Here is a 16,576-nt window from a genome sequence, read left to right as displayed (position 1 = left end):
TTCGGGCATTCGGGAATTTTTCGTAATAAACGGCGTCACAGGCGGCGCAGGAAACAAAAAATGTGTGCGTCGTAAAAAAATTTACAACCACTGTGTGACTTCACCCCTAACTTGGAGCATCAGTACAAATAACCCCGCGCTGCGGATCGCGACAACCTGAAGCGATAGCAGTTACGCGGACTTGAATTTCGATGTTTGGGACCATAGAGAGACCGAACCATGAATGCCCCGCTCCGTGTCAACGAAGCACTGCTGATCGCCGACCACGCCTTCGAACCCTTCCAGTGCGTCGCCTGGGATGCACCCAACGGTACTGGTGAGCTGAGCCTGGCAGTGATCGACCGGACCAGCACCCGTATCGGCAGCAAGCAAGTGTCTTCGCGCATCTATTCCGACCCGGCCCAGTGGGCCAGCCTGATCGAAGAAGTGCGTGCCGAACTGTGCCAGAAAGGCTATGCCCTGCAACCCTGGTCGATGCCGAAGTAATATCAGAGTTTGCGTGCAAGTGCGTGTTCTACACGCACTTGCGCAACTTTCCAGTGCCACTCAGGCAACTTGCAGAACTGCGACAAAGTGTCGCCCCACCCTCGCGCAGTGCATCACTCTTTTAGCCTGAATTGCTCGATATGCTGATAGCGTGCTTGCAATTGCATGGCAAGTTGCTGTGCCCGCCCCAGACGAACCGGCGCCATTTCCATGTCCACCAATAGTGTGGCACAGGGCATCGGCTGCAGATCATTTGAGCGCTGCAGACGTCCATCGGTGAATACCAGGCAGCGCTGCTGCTCCTGTGGGTGGGCTTTTTGCCTTGCCTGCAGCCAGCGCCTGCCCTGCTCCAGGGCTGCGATCAGCGGCGTACCGCCGCCAGCACCCAATGCGTTCAACCAGGGTTGCAGTGACGCCGAGGCTTTCAGGCCATGACGCTGCCACTGCGGTGCACCGCCGCTGGCGGTCAGCAAGGCTAGTCGCGCACGCTGGCGGTAAGCCTGGTCGAACAACTCTGCCAGCAGCCCTTTACTCTGTGCCAGTGCCTGGTGCCGGCGGGTGGAGGCCGAAGCATCGACGATCACCAGCCACAGCTGGGCAGCACTGCCTTGGCGCTGTTGCCAGCAAAGGTCTTGGCGCACGCGTGGTCGCCCTTTCAGCAAAGTAGACAGCCAGGCCACGCGGCCCTTCCCCGCTGCACGCACGCGGCCACGGCTGGCACCGCTCAGCTTACCGACCCGGGGCAAGGCATCCGCCACATTAGTGCCTGACGGGCGGATGCTCAGGGCTTTTTTGCCCAGTTCGGCACCTCACGCCGGGCACCGCTGGCCATAGGCTGCGCAGGCAGCGCGCCCCAATCACCCTGCCCGCCCTGGCTATGCCCATCGCGACCGCCTGCCTCGGGGGGATTGGAAGGTGGTGCCACCTCTGGCGGTACGCGGCGTCGATGGCGCAATGCGAATTCCGCGACCGCATCGACATCAAGCTCCTCGATCGCCTCGCCACCGCGCCAGGCACAATGGGCGCGGGCGGCACGTAGCCAGACCAGGTCTGCACGCAGGCCGTCGACCCCAGCGGCGAAACAGCGCTCGGTGATCCAGGCCAAGGCCTGATCGTCCAGCGCTATCGCTGCCAGCCCCTGACGCGCCGCATGACAGCGTTCGCGCAACTGTGCCTGAGCAGCGGCCCACTGTTCACAGAACGCCAGGGGGTCGGTGTCGAATGCCAAGCGACGACGAATGATCTGCTGGCGCGCCTGTGGCGCGGGCAAGCCATCGAGCACCACATTCAGACCGAAGCGGTCGAGCAACTGCGGACGCAACTCGCCTTCTTCGGGGTTCATGGTGCCAATCAGAACGAAACGGGCACTGTGGCGGTGGGAAATGCCGTCACGCTCTATACGGTTGGTGCCGCTGGCAGCCACATCGAGCAAAAGATCGACCAAGGTGTCGGGTAGCAGGTTGACCTCATCGACGTACAGCACGCCGCCATCAGCCTGGGCCAGCACCCCTGGCGAAAATTGCGCCTTGCCCTGCCCCAGTGCCGCATCGAGGTCGAGCGTGCCGACCAGCCGTTCCTCACTGGCGCCCAGCGGCAGGGTGACGAACGGCCCCTCACCGAGCAGGTCGGCCAAGCCGCGAGCCAAGGTACTTTTGGCCATGCCACGCGGGCCCTCGATCAGCACGCCGCCGATTTTCGGGTCGATTGCGGTCAGGCACAGCGCCAGCTTCAGGTCGTCTGCACCGACCACGGCCGCCAGGGGAAATTGCACGGGTTCACTCATTTCAAGCTTGTTCCTCGCCGTCGAGCAACTGCTCCTCAAGGGCTTCGCGGTATTCACCAGGCGCTTCCCAGAGCCCGCGCTGCTGGGCCTCCAGCAATCGCTCGGTGAGGTCTCGCAAAGCCTCGGGGTTATGCTCACGCATGAAGTCGCGGGTCGCCGGGTCGAGCACATAGGCATCGGCCAGCGACTGATAATGATGGTCATCGATCAGGTGTGTGGTGGCATCGAAAGCGAACAGGTTGTCGACCGTCGCCGCCAGTTCGAAGGCCCCCTTGTAGCCGTGCCGCTTGGCCCCGTCGATCCATTTGGGGTTGAGGGCTCGGGCGCGAATGACCCTGTTCAGTTCCTCTTTGAGGGTGCGGATACGCGGCCGATCGACCTGGCTGTGGTCGCCGTGATAACTGGCCACCACCGCACCGGACAAGGTTTCGGACGCCGCCAGCATGCCACCTTGAAACTGGTAATAGTCGTTGGAATCGAGCAGGTCGTGCTCATGATTGTCCTGGTTCTGCAGCACCGCCTGGACCTGGCCCAGCCGCCTGGCGAACTGAACACGCGCCGGGGTACCTTCGTCACTGCCACCGTAAGCGTAGCCGCCATGGTTGAGGTACACCTCGGCCAGATCGTCCCGGCTATGCCACAGGCGGCCATCGATTGCATTCTGCACCCCGGCCCCGTAGGCGCCGGGCTTGGCGCCGAATACCCGCCAACCGGCCTGGCGTGCAGCCTGTTCGGCCTCCACCCCTTCAGCCTGCAGCGCCGCTCGCTCGGCACGCACCCGCGCCGCCAGGGGGTTGAGGTCATCCGGTTCGTCCAGCGCCGCTACCGCCTGTACCGCGGCATCGAACAGGCGGATCAGGTTGCCGAAGGCATCGCGGAAAAAGCCCGAGACACGCAGGGTCACATCCACCCGTGGGCGATCGAGCAGGCTCAACGGCAGGATCTCGAAATCGTCGACACGCTGGCTACCGGTAGCCCATACCGGGCGCACGCCCATCAGCGCCATGGCCTGGGCAATATCGTCACCGCCGGTGCGCATGGTTGCAGTGCCCCACACCGAAAGGCCAAGCTGGCGCAGATGGTCGCCGTGGTCCTGCAAATGGCGTTCAAGGATCAGGTTCGCTGAGGCGAAACCCAGGCGCCAGGCAGTCGTGGTGGGCAGGTTGCGTACATCCACCGTATAGAAGTTGCGGCCCGTGGGCAGTACATCCAGGCGACCGCGGCTGGGTGCCCCGCTGGGGCCGGCTGGTACGAAGCGCCCAGCCAATGCTGCGAGAAGGCCATTGATCTCGGCCGGCCCGCAGGCATCCAGGTCTGGAGCAACCTGCTCCTGTAAGGCCTGCACCACCTGACGTACCGGCTGCCATTGCGCCTCGTCGGGCAATTGCAGAGCGCCGCCCAAAGCTTGCTCGATCACCTGCAGTGCCAGCAGTTCAAGGCGTTCCCGGCTGTCGCCAAAGGTACGCCACGGTGCTTCGCTGACGGCCTGCAGTAGCGCCGGGCGCGGCCCCGCCCAGTTTTGCCCCAGGTCACAGTCCAATGGGTCGAAGCCCAGCACCAAAGCCTTGGCGAGTGTGCGCAACAAACTGGCGTTACCACCCCGACCATCACCGCGCTCGACCCGAAGCAAAGCCAGCAAGGTGTCGATCCGCAGGCGGGCTTGCGGAGACTGGCCAAATACGTGCAGGCCATCACGGATCTGGGACTCCTTGAGATCGCACAGGTAGGTATCCAGGCGTGGCAGCCATACGGCGGCGTCGTCCAGTTGCCCTTCCAGTTGCAGCTCCCGGTCGATGTGGTTGGCCTTGACCAGCTCGAGAATGTCGCGCTGCAGCTCACGGGCGCGGCGCGGGTCGAGCATCTGCGCTTCATAGAACTCATCAGCCAGCTGTTCAAGCTCGCGCAACGGCCCGTACGTTTCGGCTCGGGTCAGCGGTGGCATCAGGTGGTCGATGATCACTGCCTGCGTGCGGCGCTTGGCCTGGGCTCCCTCGCCCGGGTCGTTGACGATAAATGGGTAGATGTTCGGCAGCGGGCCGAGTAGCGCATCCGGCCAGCACTGGTCAGACAGGCCGACGCCTTTGCCGGGCAGCCACTCCAGGTTGCCATGTTTGCCCACATGGATGACCGCATCGGCGGCAAAGGCGTGGCGCAGCCAGAAATGAAATGCCAGGTAGCCATGCGGCGGAACCAGATCCGGGTCGTGGTACACCGCACTGGGGTCGACCTGGTAACCGCGTGCCGGCTGGATGCCGACGAAGGTCAGGCCATAGCGCAGCCCGGCCACCATCAGGCGGCCGCTGCGGTACATCGGGTCCTGCTCGGGCGCCCCCCAGCGTTCCAGCACAGCCTTGCGGTTGGCTTCGGGCAGGCGCTCGAAAGCGGCCTGATAATCTGCCAGGCTCAGGCTCTGGGCGCAGGGGCGCTGGTCGAGGTGATCGAGATCGTTGGTGACGCCGCCGAGCAATTGGTGAATCAGTTGGGTGCCGCTGTCCGGCAATTCGCCCAGCGGGTAGCCTTCAGCCTGCAGCGCCTTGAGAATGTTAAGCGCCGCCGCAGGGGTATCGAGCCCAACACCATTGCCGATGCGCCCGTCCCGGGTCGGGTAGTTGGCCAGCACCAGCGCAATGCGCTTTTGCCCATTGGGCAGGCGCGCCAGCGCCACCCAGCGCCTGGCCAGCTCGGCGACAAAATCCATACGCTCCGGATGGGCGCGATAGCACACCACGTCAGACTGGCTGCGCTCGCTGCGCCAAGCCATGTCCTTGAAGCTCACCGGCCGGGTAATGATGCGCCCGTCCAGCTCGGGCAAGGCAATGTGCATGGCCAGATCGCGAGCGCCCAGGCCTTGCTCGCTGGCTTCCCAACCGGGTTGGTTGTCTTGCGCACAGATGGCCTGCAGCACCGGTATGTCCCGGCGAAACGGCCGCAGGCTGGGACGCTCCGGACTGGACATGGCAAAGCCCGTGGTATTGATCAGGACCTCGGCGCCCGCTTCGTCCAGCCAGTTTTCGACCTGTTCCAGGCAGGCGCTTTCCTTGAGGCTGGCAACGGCGATCGGCAGCGGATTGAGGCCGGCCGCCTGCAGGCGCTGGCAAAACACGTCGATGAACGCGGTATTGGCTGCCTGCAGGTGCGAGCGGTAGAACAGTAGCGGCGCTACCGGGTGCTCCGGGTGCCACTGGGCGTACCAGTCCTGGAGCGTGGCATTGGGAGTACCCGGGTGATACACCGAGGTGCGTGGCAACGGTTGCGGTGCATCCCAGCTGTAATCGCGGCCCAGCCACTGGCTGGCCAGGTACTTGAACAGATTGACGGCGTTGGCCTTGCCGCCCTGACGCAGGTAGTGCCAAAGGCGCTCGGCTGGCTCTCCAGTGACGGTGCCAAGCCCGGTCAATTCGGGATCGGGGCGGTCGTCACCGGGCACCAGGATCAATTGCACGCCGCGTGAAGCCAGTTCGACCAGTTGTTCCACCCCATAGCGCCAGTAGCCGACGCCACCGTGCAACGACACCAGGATCACCTTGGCGTAGCGCAGCACCTCGTCGACATACAGGTCGACGGAGGCATGGTTCTGCACCTGCATGGGGTTGGCCAGGCGCAGGCTGGGGTAGTCGTCCGGCAGTTGCTCGGCGGTTTCGGCGAGCAACGCCAAATGCGAGTCGCCGCTGCAGAGGATCACCAGCTCGGCGGGTGTCTGGCCGAGGTCGGCGATGCTGTCGTCCGGCACGAAGCCGCCGGGCTGGGTCCGCAGCAGGTGCATGGGTCAGGCGCCCAGTGCCTGGCGCAGACGCGCTTGCAGATGCGCGGCATCAAGGTCTTGGCCGATCAGCACCAGGCGGGTGATGCGCGGCTCATCGGCACGCCAGGCGCGGTCGAAGTGCTTGTCGAAACGGGTGCCTACACCCTGCACCAGCAGGCGCATCGGCTTACCGGGAATGGCCGCGAAGCCCTTGGCGCGGAGGATGCCGAACTCCACCACCAGTTGGGTCAGGGCATCGAGCAGCAGCGCTTCGTCGGCCTCTGGCAGGTCGATGGAGATGGAGTCGAAGGCATCGTGATCGTGATCATCGTGGCCTTCACCGTCGTGATGCGAATCATGGTGAGTGCGGCGGCCATCGATGTGCGCCTCGGACTCTGCCCCGACGCCCAGCAGCACGTTCAGCGGCAGGCGGCCGCTGCTGGCCTCGATCACCTTGACCGCAGGCGGCAATTCTTCGGCCACTTCGGCGCGCACTTTGGCCAGGCCTTCGGCGTCGATCAGGTCAGCTTTGTTCAGTACCACCAGATCGGCACTGGCCAGTTGATCGGCGAACAATTCGTGCAGCGGCGACTCATGGTCCAGGTTGGGGTCGAGCTTGCGTTGGGCGTCGACCTGGTCCGGGTAGGCGGCGAAGGTACCGGCGGCGACAGCTGGGCTGTCGACCACGGTGATAACCGCGTCGACGGTGCAGGCGTTGCGGATTTCCGGCCACTGGAAGGCCTGCACGAGCGGTTTTGGCAGCGCGAGGCCGCTGGTTTCGATGAGGATGTGGTCGAGGTCGCCACGGCGCGCCACCAGTTCACGCATGACCGGGAAGAATTCTTCTTGCACGGTGCAGCAGAGGCAGCCGTTGGCCAGTTCGTAGACGCGGCCGCTGGCCTCTTCTTCGGTACAGCCGATGCTGCACTGCTTGAGGATTTCACCATCGATGCCGAGTTCGCCGAACTCGTTGACGATGACTGCGATGCGGCGGCCTTGGGCGTTGTCGAGCATGTGCCGGAGCAAAGTGGTCTTGCCCGAGCCGAGAAAGCCGGTGACGATGGTGACGGGGAGTTTGGCCAGTGTTTTCATGTCGCGTTGCCCTTGGCAGGATGGCGCGGGCATGCGGGACGAAAGCCGCGGCCAGGTCGGCCGGGCTCGTTCGCCACCGGATCACCCCGCCCGGTTGATAGTCGAAAACGTTGCGAGGCAGGTCTCCTGGCTTGCACCGTTGCGGCCCTTTCGATCACGGGGCTGGCGGGATGACGCCTTCCCGCGCTTGGGCGCAGTGGCTGTGTCGATCCGTTACCGGTGCTTACAGTTGCGGGGGCAGCCGCGGCTTGTACCGCGTTCCCGTCTTAGCTTCGGCCTGGCCGAAGAACCTCGAAGCGGCAAGGCTACGCGGGGGGTGGCAGGTGGTCAACTGTTGGCGTGCACCACCCACGCCCCTCTCCGATTAACCCTGCTCTTGCTCTTGCTGTTGCTCTTGCTGTTGCTGTTGCTGTTGCTCTTGCTGTTGCTGTTGCTGTTGCTGTTGCTTTTCTAGCGCGCAAGTACAGGCACCACAGATCGCGACTTCAGGAGGCCGAGCGCAGGTCTTGCGAAGGGAGGTGACGGGCATGGATGCCCGTCAAGCGCTGCGGCCCATGGATGGGCCGTCAGCGCGGTCCTCCCGGGAGCAAGGCCGGAGCGAGGGAACCCCGGAGCGTAGCGTAGGGGCCGGATGATAGGAGCCAGCCTTTTTTGGTTACTTTTTGGGGCGTTTGCCAAAAAGTGACCCGCCGTAAGGGCGGAAAGGTGAGTGAGCGCCGCCACCGCAAATGGATATGCCCGCATGAATCAAAGCCCTCGCATGAGCTTCTGGCTTCTGGCTTCTGGCTTCTGGCTTCTGGCTTCTGGCTTTCAGCTAGCGTGAATATCTATTTGCCGTGGCGGCGCTCACTCACCTTTCCGCCCTTACGGCGGGTCCCTTTTTGTCTTGGCAAAAAGGAACCAAAAACCGCCTGCTCCCATCATCCGGCCCCTACGCTTCGCTCCGGGGTTCCCTCGCTCCGGCCTTGCTCCCGGGAGGACCGCGCTGACGGCCCATCCATGGGCCGCAGCGCTTGACGGGCATCCATGCCCGTCACCTCCCTTCGCAAGACCTGCGCTCGGCCTCCTGAAGTCGCAATCTGCGGTGCCTGTACTACCGCGCTCTGAAAAGCAAAAGCAAAAGCAAACAACGGCAACGGCAACGGCAACGGCAACGGCAACGGCAAGCAAATCGTGACCTACGATTGACGCAAACCCTGCCCCGTGCTCTCCTTGCACCTTGCGTTCAGGTGCCCCCTCTGGGGGTGAAACGGGAAACCGGTGCGTCGCAGGCCCTCGATCAGGGCCGGACAATCCCGGTGCTGCCCCCGCAACGGTAAGCGAGCGAAGCGTCTAAACCACTGTGCCACATCGTACGGCATGGGAAGGTGACGCTTTACCAGGAGCCCTGCTCCTCCTCGCAAGCCCGGAGACCGGCCTGGCGTTCATGAACACCCCGCGGTGGGCGGGCGCTGTCGCATTTCCCTGGGCCATTCAAGCCCGGGGTTGCCGCGCTTGCCTGTTGCTCAATCGGCACAATGCCCTACAAAGCAGAGGAACGCGTCATGCCCGTCACCAGCGCCAAACACGGTATCGCCACCCCCGTCACCCTCAGCCAGCGCGTGGTCATCGCCGCCGCTGCCAGCCTGTTGGGCCTGTGCCTGATCTACTTTGCCGGCTTCTCACACATCGAAGCCGTGCACAACGCTGCCCACGACACCCGCCACAGCGCCGCGTTCCCTTGCCACTGAGACCGCCCCATGATCAAGCGCATTGCCCGCACCGCCGGGTTCAGCGGGCTGCTCGCAGCCTTGTTGTTGACCCTGCTGCAAAGCTTCTGGGTCGCACCTCTGATTCTTGAGGCGGAAACCTATGAATCGGCAGCCCCCTCCACCGAGCACCACAGCCACGATATCCAGGCAACCGTTGGGCATGAACATGCTGCAGCGCACGAACACAGTGCCGATGCGTGGTCACCGGAGGACGGCTGGCAGCGCATCCTCGCCACCACCGGTGGCAACCTCGTCGTAGCCGTCGGCTTCGCCCTGATCCTTGCCGCGCTGTACAGCCTGCGTGAGCCCAACCGCGTCACCACCGGCGCATTATGGGGGTTGGCCGGGTTCGCCGTGTTCTGCCTGGCACCCACCTTGGGCCTGCCGCCAGAGCTGCCAGGCACCGCGGCCGCAGACCTCGGCCAGCGCCAGAACTGGTGGATTGGCACCGCCGCCGCCACCGCGCTGGGGCTTGCATTGCTGGTGTTCGCTCGTCATTGGCTGCTCAAGGCCCTCGGGGCAGTATTGCTGGTAGTGCCGCATGTGATCGGCGCTCCGCAACCCGAAGTCCATGAAAGCCTGTCCCCAGAAGCCCTGGAAACACGGTTCAAGATCGCTTCGTGGGCAACCAACGCTGCCTTCTGGCTGGCTCTGGGCCTGCTCAGCGCCTGGCTGTACCGCCGTTCCAGCCAGGCTTGATGGCAAGCCACCACCCGCTGCCGGCGCTTTACGCCGGCTTTGGTTGCCGCCGGGGCTGCCCGGTTGAGGTCCTGGACGAGCTGCTGCACCAGGCACTTCATGGCCACGGGCTGACGCTGTCGGCGTTGCGCGGCATCGCCAGCATCACGTCGAAAGCCGACGAACCTGGCCTGCAACAACTCGCCGAACGTCACAATTTGCCCCTGCTGGTGTTCGACGCCTCGCAACTACAGGCTTACGAGCCACAACTGAGCCACCGCTCTGCGGTGGCATTCGCCCACAGCGGTTGCTGGGGCGTCGCGGAGAGCGCAGCCCTGGCAATGGCCCATCATGAACGCGGCAACGCCGCGCTTGTGGTGACGCGGCAAACGCTCGGCGCCGCTACCCTGGCCCTTGCCTGCGGCGGATAATTGCCCCACCCATTCACCTGCAAGGATTTTCCATGACGGTCTACTTCATCGGCGCCGGCCCCGGCGACCCGGAATTGATCACGGTCAAAGGGCAACGCCTGATCCGTCAGTGCCCAGTGATCATCTACGCCGGCTCCCTGGTGCCCGCGGCAGTGCTCGACGGGCACCAGGCCGAGACCGTGATAAACAGCGCGGAACTGCACCTGGAGCAAATCGTGGAGGCCATGCACGCGGCCCATGAAAAAGGCCAGGATGTCGCCCGTGTTCACAGTGGCGATCCCAGCTTGTACGGCGCAATCGGCGAGCAGATCCGCCATCTGCGCGACCTGGGTATCGATTACCAGATCATTCCGGGTGTAACCGCTACCGCTGCCAGTGCCGCGTTGCTGGGCTGCGAGCTGACGCTGCCTGAGGTGGCGCAGACGGTCATTCTGACCCGCTACGGGGACAGCTCGCCCATGCCAGCAGGCGAGCAACTGGGCGACCTGGCGCGTCATGGTTGCACCTTGGCGATCCACCTCGGCGTGAAACACCTGGCTCGAATCGTCGATGAGCTTGTCCCCCATTACGGCGCAGACTGCCCGGTGGCCGTTGTTCACCGCGCCACTTGGCCCGATCAGGACTGGGCACGGGGCACCCTCGAGGATATCGTCGAGAAGGCAGCCGCGAAGGGTTTTCGTCGCACCGCGCTGATTCTCGTCGGGCACGTACTGGGCGATGCTCCGTTCGCCGAGTCAGCCCTGTACCGCGCCGGGCATGCGCACCTTTATCGCCGGGGCAGTTGAACATTGCCAAGCTGATACAGACCGTAGCAGACTCCAGGCTCCATCCCGCGGACCGGAGTCGCGCCCATGCTGGAACTACGCCCCAATTGCGAATGCTGCAATAGCGATCTGCCGGGCGACAGCCCTGATGCGCTGATCTGCTCGTTCGAATGCACATTCTGCAAAAGCTGTGCTGAAACCCACTTCAATGGCCGCTGCCCCAACTGCTCAGGTCAATTGGTCGCACGCCCCACCCGGGTTGGTACGGCCTTGAGCAACAACCCACCTGCCACTGAGCGCGTGCTCAAGCCCCACGCCCGCTGTGCTTGAACAACTTGCAGCCACAAGCATCGGCGAAAAAATACCCTGGCGATGCTTGTACTCAGACGATTTTGTAGGATTTTTCAACAAAGTCGTCCCCCTAACTCAACAGATCTATACTCGCCATTACCAAGGAACCGGAATGGACGTATCGTGCTGCGCTGCAGAAAGACCTTGCAGACGTATTCCTGATTAGCCTTAGGAAACGGACCACATTCCGACAGGAGTTAGCCTCATGACAACCGTGCTGATCGTTGACGATCACTCTACCGTTCGATTCGCGCTGCGCATGCTGCTTGAGCGCGAGCGCTTCAAAGTTGTGGGGGAAGTCGAGAACGGTAGCGAAGTGGCGCAGGTAGCACGCAACCTACGACCCGACGTCGTGATCCTGGATATCGGGCTTCCTGGCCTCGACGGCATGGAAGTCATCAAGCGCCTGCAGCAACTCGAACAGGTCCCCAGGATCATGGTATTGACCGGGCAGGCCACCGAGTTGTACGTCCGCCGTTGCCTGGATGCCGGTATAGGCGCATTTGTAACCAAAGATGAAGATCTCGATGCCGTCGTCTTTGCCATGAAAGCCTTGGTCAAGGGGTACTCGACCTTCCCGCAGATGTCGGTGAACAGCAACACTCTGGACAGCGAGCACGGGCGCCTGGGCAGCCTGTCAAATCGGGAGATGGAAGTGCTTCGGCGTCTGGCCCGTGGTGAAAACAACAAGAACATAGGCCATTGCATGAACCTCAGCGCCAAGACCATCAGCACCTACCGTGGCCGCATCATGGACAAGCTCAAGACTGAATCATTGGTAGAAATGGTTGATCTGGCCAAACGCAATAACGTCAATTAGGCGCGTGATCGGCATGAAGTGCGTACTGGTTGCGCTGTTGCTGGCCATTGGCATGGCTGGCTCCGCGCTCGCCGCACCGGCAGATGTCGAAACGCGGCGCTTGTTGGCACGTGCTGTCAGCACCGCTTCACCACTGCAACTCGATGCCCAGGACCGCCAATGGTTGCAGCAGCGCAAAGTTCTGTTGCTGGGCAGCTCGCGTCCCGATTATCCCCCGTTCGAGATCAACATCAGCCCGAGCGACTATGAGGGCCTGAGCGCAGACTATGCCGGGCTAATATCCGAACTTCTGGAGATACCGATAGAGGTCAGGCGCTTTCCCAGCCGCCATGCGGCGATCGCAGCCTTACGCGACGGCAAAATCGATTTGCTGGGCAGCTCCAACAGTTTCGAAGCGGCCGATGCCCAGCTGAACCTGAGCCAGCCCTACGCAGACGATTTGCCAGTCATCGTCACCCGCGAAGGGCGCACCCTGAAAAACAACACAGACCTCACAGACGTGCGCCTGGGCATGGTCGATCACTACCTGCCGAGCGAAACGGTCCGTTCGCTCTACCCCAAAGCACAGTTGAGCCTTCATCGCTCAACGCTGGCAGGGCTGGCAGCGGTGGAAATGGGAGAGGTGGACGCCTATCTGGGCGACGCTATCAGCACCGATTTTCTTATTGGCAAAAGTTACCAGGGTACGGTGAAGATCGACCATTTCTGCCGTGGGCCAGCGGGCACCTTTTCCTTCGCCCTGGCCAATGACAACCCGCGCCTGCGCCGCCTGATCGACATGGCCCTGGCAAGGATCACAGAAAGCGAGCGTTTGAACATCCTGCGCCGTTGGACAAGTGGCAACACCAGCCTGTTGCTCGAACGCCATCTGTCAGCACTTACCGCGGAAGAACAGACGTGGATAGACCAGAATCCTACTGTCAGTGTACTGATCGACGCCGCACTTGCGCCGCTGACCTTCAACGATGCCCAGCAGCAGCCCAGCGGGATTACCATCGACCTGCTCAAGCAGATAACCCTGCGCACCGGGCTGACATTCAAGCTCATCGAGCGTAACGCCGTGCAGACCATGATCGAACAAGTGGCACGCGGCGAGGCGCAGATGATCGGGGCCCTGGGTTATGGTGCGAAGCGCCAGACGCAACTGCGCTACACCCGCCCCTACCTCGTCAGCCCGAGGGTTCTGGTCACACGCAGCCAGACGCCCTGGCCGCCACAGTCCAGGGGGCTGGAGGGCAAACGTATCGCCCTGCTGCGGGGCTCACCCCTGCGAGCAGAAGTGCAACGCCAGCACCCCAAGGCGGTAGTGGTAGAAGTGAACAATCCGCTAGGCTTGATGGAAGCAGTCGCCAACGGCAATGCTGACGTCGCCTACAGCAGTCATATAAACGCGAAGTACTACATCACTCATGTTTTCAAGGACCAGCTACGCATAGCCACAGTGCTCGGTGATGACCCGGCAACTGCCGCATTCGCCGTCGCCCCTGACCAGCCGCAGTTGCAGGCCATTCTCGACAAAGCCCTGTTGAGCATTCCTCCTGAAGAACTCGACCAACTGATCAATCGCTGGCGTATCAGCACCGTGGTCAGCGACAGCCCATGGCGCAACTACCGCACACTGGCATTGCAAGTGCTTGTGCTTTCTGCGCTGTTGCTGGCCGGCGTGGTGTTCTGGAACAGCTACCTGCGCAAACTGATAAACCAGCGTACCGAGGCGCAGCGCGCCTTGCAGGAACAATTGTCGCTGAGCCGCGGCCTGCTCGAACAGCTGCGCCAGGCCAAGGACGATGCTGAACGGGCCAGCCATACCAAAAGCACCTTTTTGGCGACCATGAGCCACGAGATCCGCACGCCCATGAATGCGGTGATCGGCCTGCTCGAACTGGCGCTGGAAGATAGCCGTAAGGGCCGTTGCGATACTCAGGTCCTGCAGACCGCGCATGATTCGGCCATTGGCCTGTTGGGGCTGATTGGCGACATCCTCGATATTTCCCGCATCGAATCCGGCCACATGAGCCTGCAGCCAGAAGCCACCGACCTGGTCGAACTGGTCCGCACCACCCTGCGGGTTTTCGACGGCAATGCACGAGTCAAGGGCCTGCGCCTGCACTGCGAACTACCAGAAGGGCCCGTCTGGGTGTTGGCAGACGCCCTGAGGATCAAGCAAATCCTCTCCAACCTGCTGAGCAATGCAATCAAGTTCACCGATCGGGGCGAGGTTCACGCAACCTTGGCACTTGAGCCGACAACCGCCGGCAACAGCGTGCAAGTGCAGCTGAGCGTGCGCGACACCGGTATTGGCATTGGTTTGACAGACCAGGCTCGTCTCTTCAGCGCTTTTGCCCAGGCTGATGGCCCGCGGGCGCGACAGGGCGCAGGGCTGGGTCTGGTGATAAGCCGCACCCTTGCCAAACTGATGGGCGGCACTCTTAACCTGCAGAGCGTCGAAGGTGTAGGTACCAAGGTATCGGTCGAGCTGCAGCTGCCGACCTGCAAAGCCCCGTTGCCTGCCGAGCACGCTGTACCCAGCCAAGGTAGTGAAAGCGGGCCCCTGAACATCCTGGTTGTGGATGATTACCCGGCCAATCTGCTGTTGCTGGAGAAACAGCTCAATACTTTGGGCCATCGAGTGACGTTGGCCGAAAATGGCCAAACGGCGCTGGCCCTCTGGCAGGCTGAAGAGTTTGACGTGGTCATCACCGACTGCAGCATGCCAGTGATGGACGGCCACCAACTGGCCCGCAGCATTCGTCTGCAGGAGCATGAATTGGCCAGGTCAGCCTGTACGATCATCGGGATCACCGCCAACGCCCAGGCCCAAGAACATGAGCGTTGCCTGGCCAGTGGCATGGACGACTGCCTGTTCAAACCTGTCGGCCTCAGCGCCCTCAAAGCCCATTTGCCGCAGAACCAAGCCACTCCTATTGCGCCGCAGCCAAAGGCCAGCGGCTTCAACCTCGACGAGTTGCGCCACCTGACCCAGGACGATGAACAGCTTGTCCGCCGCCTGCTTGAACAGCTTTCGCAAAGCGCCAGCGAAGACCTTGCGGCGCTACGCGGCCTGGGCAGTACACCGGACGGCGATGCGGTGCGCGCCGTCGCCCACCGTATAAAGGGCGGCGCCAAGATGCTCAAGGTGCGCGGCGTGGTCACGGATTGCGAAGCCATCGAACAGGCCCAGGCGCGGGGCGTGCCCACCGACGCCCTGCGCCTGCAACTGGAAACCAGCCTGCAGACACTGCAGCGCGAACTCTCCGACGCCCTCAGTGCAATTGCAACGTAGAATTGATCTGGCTGATCGCGTCAACCACGTGGCGTGACCCCTGCTGGATCTCCATGATCACAGTCCCTGCCTCGTTAGCCAGGGCAACACCTCGCCCCGTGCGTGTCAGGCTCGATTGCATGCTGGCCACTGCCGTGAGCGAAAGATCATGGTTCTGCCGTACCACATCGACGATCTCCAGGGTCGCCTTGCTGGTGCGTGCGGCCAGGCTGCGCACCTCGTCGGCGACCACAGCGAAACCGCGCCCATGTTCACCAGCACGTGCCGCTTCGATCGCGGCATTCAAGGCCAGCAAGTTGGTCTGATCGGCGATGCCGCGAATGGTCAGGACAATCTGCCCGATCACGTCCGATTGTTTGCTGACGGCATCGATGCTGCGCGCCGCGTCATTGAGCTCCTGGGAAATCTGCTCGATGACTTGCACGGTTTGCTGTACCACTTCGGTGCCCTTTCGTGCGCATGCATCAGTCTGTACCGAACTGGCATGGGCCGCTTCAGCGGCGCTTTGCTGCGTACTGACCTGCGCGGTGATGTCGCTGGCGAACTTGACCACCTTGTATAGCCGGCCCTTGCTGTCGAAGATCGGATTGTATGAGGCCTCGAGGTATACCGTCTGGCCTTGCTTGTTGACCCGTTCGAAACGATGGGAGTGATACTCGCCACGGTTCAGCGAAGCCCAGAAATCGCGGTATGCAGACGACTCCCGCTCATGGGCCAGACAAAACAAGCCGTGGTGGCGGCCCACTACCTCTTCCAGGCGATAGCCCATGGTAGTCAGGAAATTCTCGTTAGCCTTTATCACCCGCCCCTGCGGCGTGAACTCGACCACCGCCATGGAGCGACCGATGGCCTTGAGCAGGCTTTCGCTCTCGTGCTCATCCTTGATCCGCTGACTGATATCGGAAGCCACCTTGATCACACTGATGACCTGCTGACGCTCATCGAGCACCGGCATGTAGCTGGCCTCCAGCCAGACTTCACGGCCGGCCTTGTCGATACGCTCGAACGTGCCGCTGATTGGCTTGCCCTCGCCCAACTCGCGCCACAACTGCTGATATTCGGCACTTTTGCTGTAGTCGGGGTCGCAGAACAATCGGTGGTGCTTGCCCCGCAACTCATCGACGCCATAGCCCATTGCCAGGCAGAACTGCGCATTGGCATCGAGAATGGTGCCGTCAGGGCCAAACTCGATCATCGCCATTGAGCGGCTGATCGCCGCGAGTTTTGCCTGGGTTTCTGCCAGAGCCTGGCGAGCGCGCTGAATCTCGAGCAAATCTGACTTGCGATGGAAATCGAACATGGCGCCGGGGTCCTTTATGCGCAGGGTTTTCTGAGCATAGATCGGCGCCGACAGCGTGCAAGCAAACTGCTATCACTTAGTGATTAGTGTATTCG

At 62.5% G+C, this 16,576-nt stretch carries 13 protein-coding genes and 2 riboswitches; of the genes, 8 read left to right on the top strand and 5 right to left on the bottom strand.

The window, feature by feature from the left end; translation table 11 throughout:
• Nucleotides 1–219: 219 nt before the first annotated feature.
• Nucleotides 220–486 carry a hypothetical protein gene (locus tag IWW33_RS23340; RefSeq protein WP_012314620.1) on the top strand — a complete coding sequence of 89 codons (267 nt, stop codon included), beginning with the start codon at nt 220–222 and terminating at the stop codon, nt 484–486.
• A 113-nt stretch (nt 487–599) separates the two neighbouring features.
• Here the strand turns inward: IWW33_RS23340 and IWW33_RS23335 are convergent, their stop codons facing one another.
• The 4 genes from IWW33_RS23335 to cobW all read right to left on the bottom strand — a co-directional run bounded on the left by IWW33_RS23335 (nt 600) and on the right by cobW (nt 7,103).
• Complete coding sequence (locus tag IWW33_RS23335) at nt 600–1,190, bottom strand: VWA domain-containing protein (RefSeq protein WP_196914456.1); 591 nt, start codon at nt 1,188–1,190, stop codon at nt 600–602.
• 77 nt (nt 1,191–1,267) lie between these two features.
• Nucleotides 1,268–2,269, bottom strand: coding sequence for an AAA family ATPase (locus tag IWW33_RS23330; protein ID WP_174141152.1), 1,002 nt, complete (start codon nt 2,267–2,269; stop codon nt 1,268–1,270).
• A gap of 1 nt (nt 2,270) precedes the next feature.
• On the bottom strand, nt 2,271–6,032 hold the full coding sequence (gene cobN, locus IWW33_RS23325; protein WP_174141151.1) for a cobaltochelatase subunit CobN: 3,762 nt from the start codon (nt 6,030–6,032) through the stop codon (nt 2,271–2,273).
• A 3-nt stretch (nt 6,033–6,035) separates the two neighbouring features.
• Nucleotides 6,036–7,103 carry a cobalamin biosynthesis protein CobW gene (gene cobW / locus IWW33_RS23320; protein WP_046786111.1) on the bottom strand — a complete coding sequence of 356 codons (1,068 nt, stop codon included), beginning with the start codon at nt 7,101–7,103 and terminating at the stop codon, nt 6,036–6,038.
• A gap of 98 nt (nt 7,104–7,201) precedes the next feature.
• Nucleotides 7,202–7,412: riboswitch (cobalamin riboswitch) on the bottom strand.
• Between the two features lie 901 nt (nt 7,413–8,313).
• A riboswitch (cobalamin riboswitch) is annotated at nt 8,314–8,539 on the top strand.
• A gap of 108 nt (nt 8,540–8,647) precedes the next feature.
• Between cobW and IWW33_RS23315 the strand changes: the two genes are divergently transcribed.
• From IWW33_RS23315 to IWW33_RS23285, 7 genes are all read left to right on the top strand, one after another.
• Nucleotides 8,648–8,833 (top strand): CbtB-domain containing protein, encoded by a 186-nt coding sequence (locus tag IWW33_RS23315; protein WP_115274697.1) that lies wholly within the window; start codon nt 8,648–8,650, stop codon nt 8,831–8,833.
• A gap of 9 nt (nt 8,834–8,842) precedes the next feature.
• Nucleotides 8,843–9,553 carry a CbtA family protein gene (locus IWW33_RS23310; RefSeq protein WP_174141150.1) on the top strand — a complete coding sequence of 237 codons (711 nt, stop codon included), beginning with the start codon at nt 8,843–8,845 and terminating at the stop codon, nt 9,551–9,553.
• Nucleotides 9,554–9,570: 17 nt separating this feature from the next.
• Nucleotides 9,571–9,963, top strand: coding sequence for a cobalamin biosynthesis protein (locus tag IWW33_RS23305; protein ID WP_174141383.1), 393 nt, complete (start codon nt 9,571–9,573; stop codon nt 9,961–9,963).
• A 32-nt stretch (nt 9,964–9,995) separates the two neighbouring features.
• Nucleotides 9,996–10,748, top strand: coding sequence for a precorrin-4 C(11)-methyltransferase (gene cobM / locus IWW33_RS23300; RefSeq protein WP_115274695.1), 753 nt, complete (start codon nt 9,996–9,998; stop codon nt 10,746–10,748).
• 66 nt (nt 10,749–10,814) lie between these two features.
• Nucleotides 10,815–11,057 carry a DUF1272 domain-containing protein gene (locus tag IWW33_RS23295; protein ID WP_046786105.1) on the top strand — a complete coding sequence of 81 codons (243 nt, stop codon included), beginning with the start codon at nt 10,815–10,817 and terminating at the stop codon, nt 11,055–11,057.
• 226 nt (nt 11,058–11,283) lie between these two features.
• Entirely contained in the window at nt 11,284–11,898 is a 615-nt protein-coding gene (locus tag IWW33_RS23290; RefSeq protein WP_046786104.1) for a response regulator transcription factor, read from the top strand.
• 13 nt (nt 11,899–11,911) lie between these two features.
• The gene (locus IWW33_RS23285) at nt 11,912–15,181 is read left to right on the top strand and encodes a transporter substrate-binding domain-containing protein (protein ID WP_174141149.1); all 3,270 of its coding nucleotides are present in this window, start codon (nt 11,912–11,914) and stop codon (nt 15,179–15,181) included.
• On the opposite strand, the gene IWW33_RS23280 is transcribed toward IWW33_RS23285, so the two are convergent.
• Nucleotides 15,162–16,481, bottom strand: a complete 1,320-nt coding sequence (locus tag IWW33_RS23280) for a PAS domain-containing methyl-accepting chemotaxis protein (protein WP_046786102.1) — start codon at nt 16,479–16,481, stop codon at nt 15,162–15,164. The two genes, IWW33_RS23285 and IWW33_RS23280, sit on opposite strands and share 20 nt — an antisense overlap.
• Between the last annotated feature and the right edge of the window lie 95 nt (nt 16,482–16,576).

It is taken from the genome of Pseudomonas sp. M2 (genome assembly GCF_015751845.1).
Classification (GTDB): domain Bacteria; phylum Pseudomonadota; class Gammaproteobacteria; order Pseudomonadales; family Pseudomonadaceae; genus Aquipseudomonas; species Aquipseudomonas putida_E.
The sequence above is the reverse complement of the archived record's forward strand: the minus strand, read 5'-3'. Positions and strand labels throughout refer to the sequence as shown.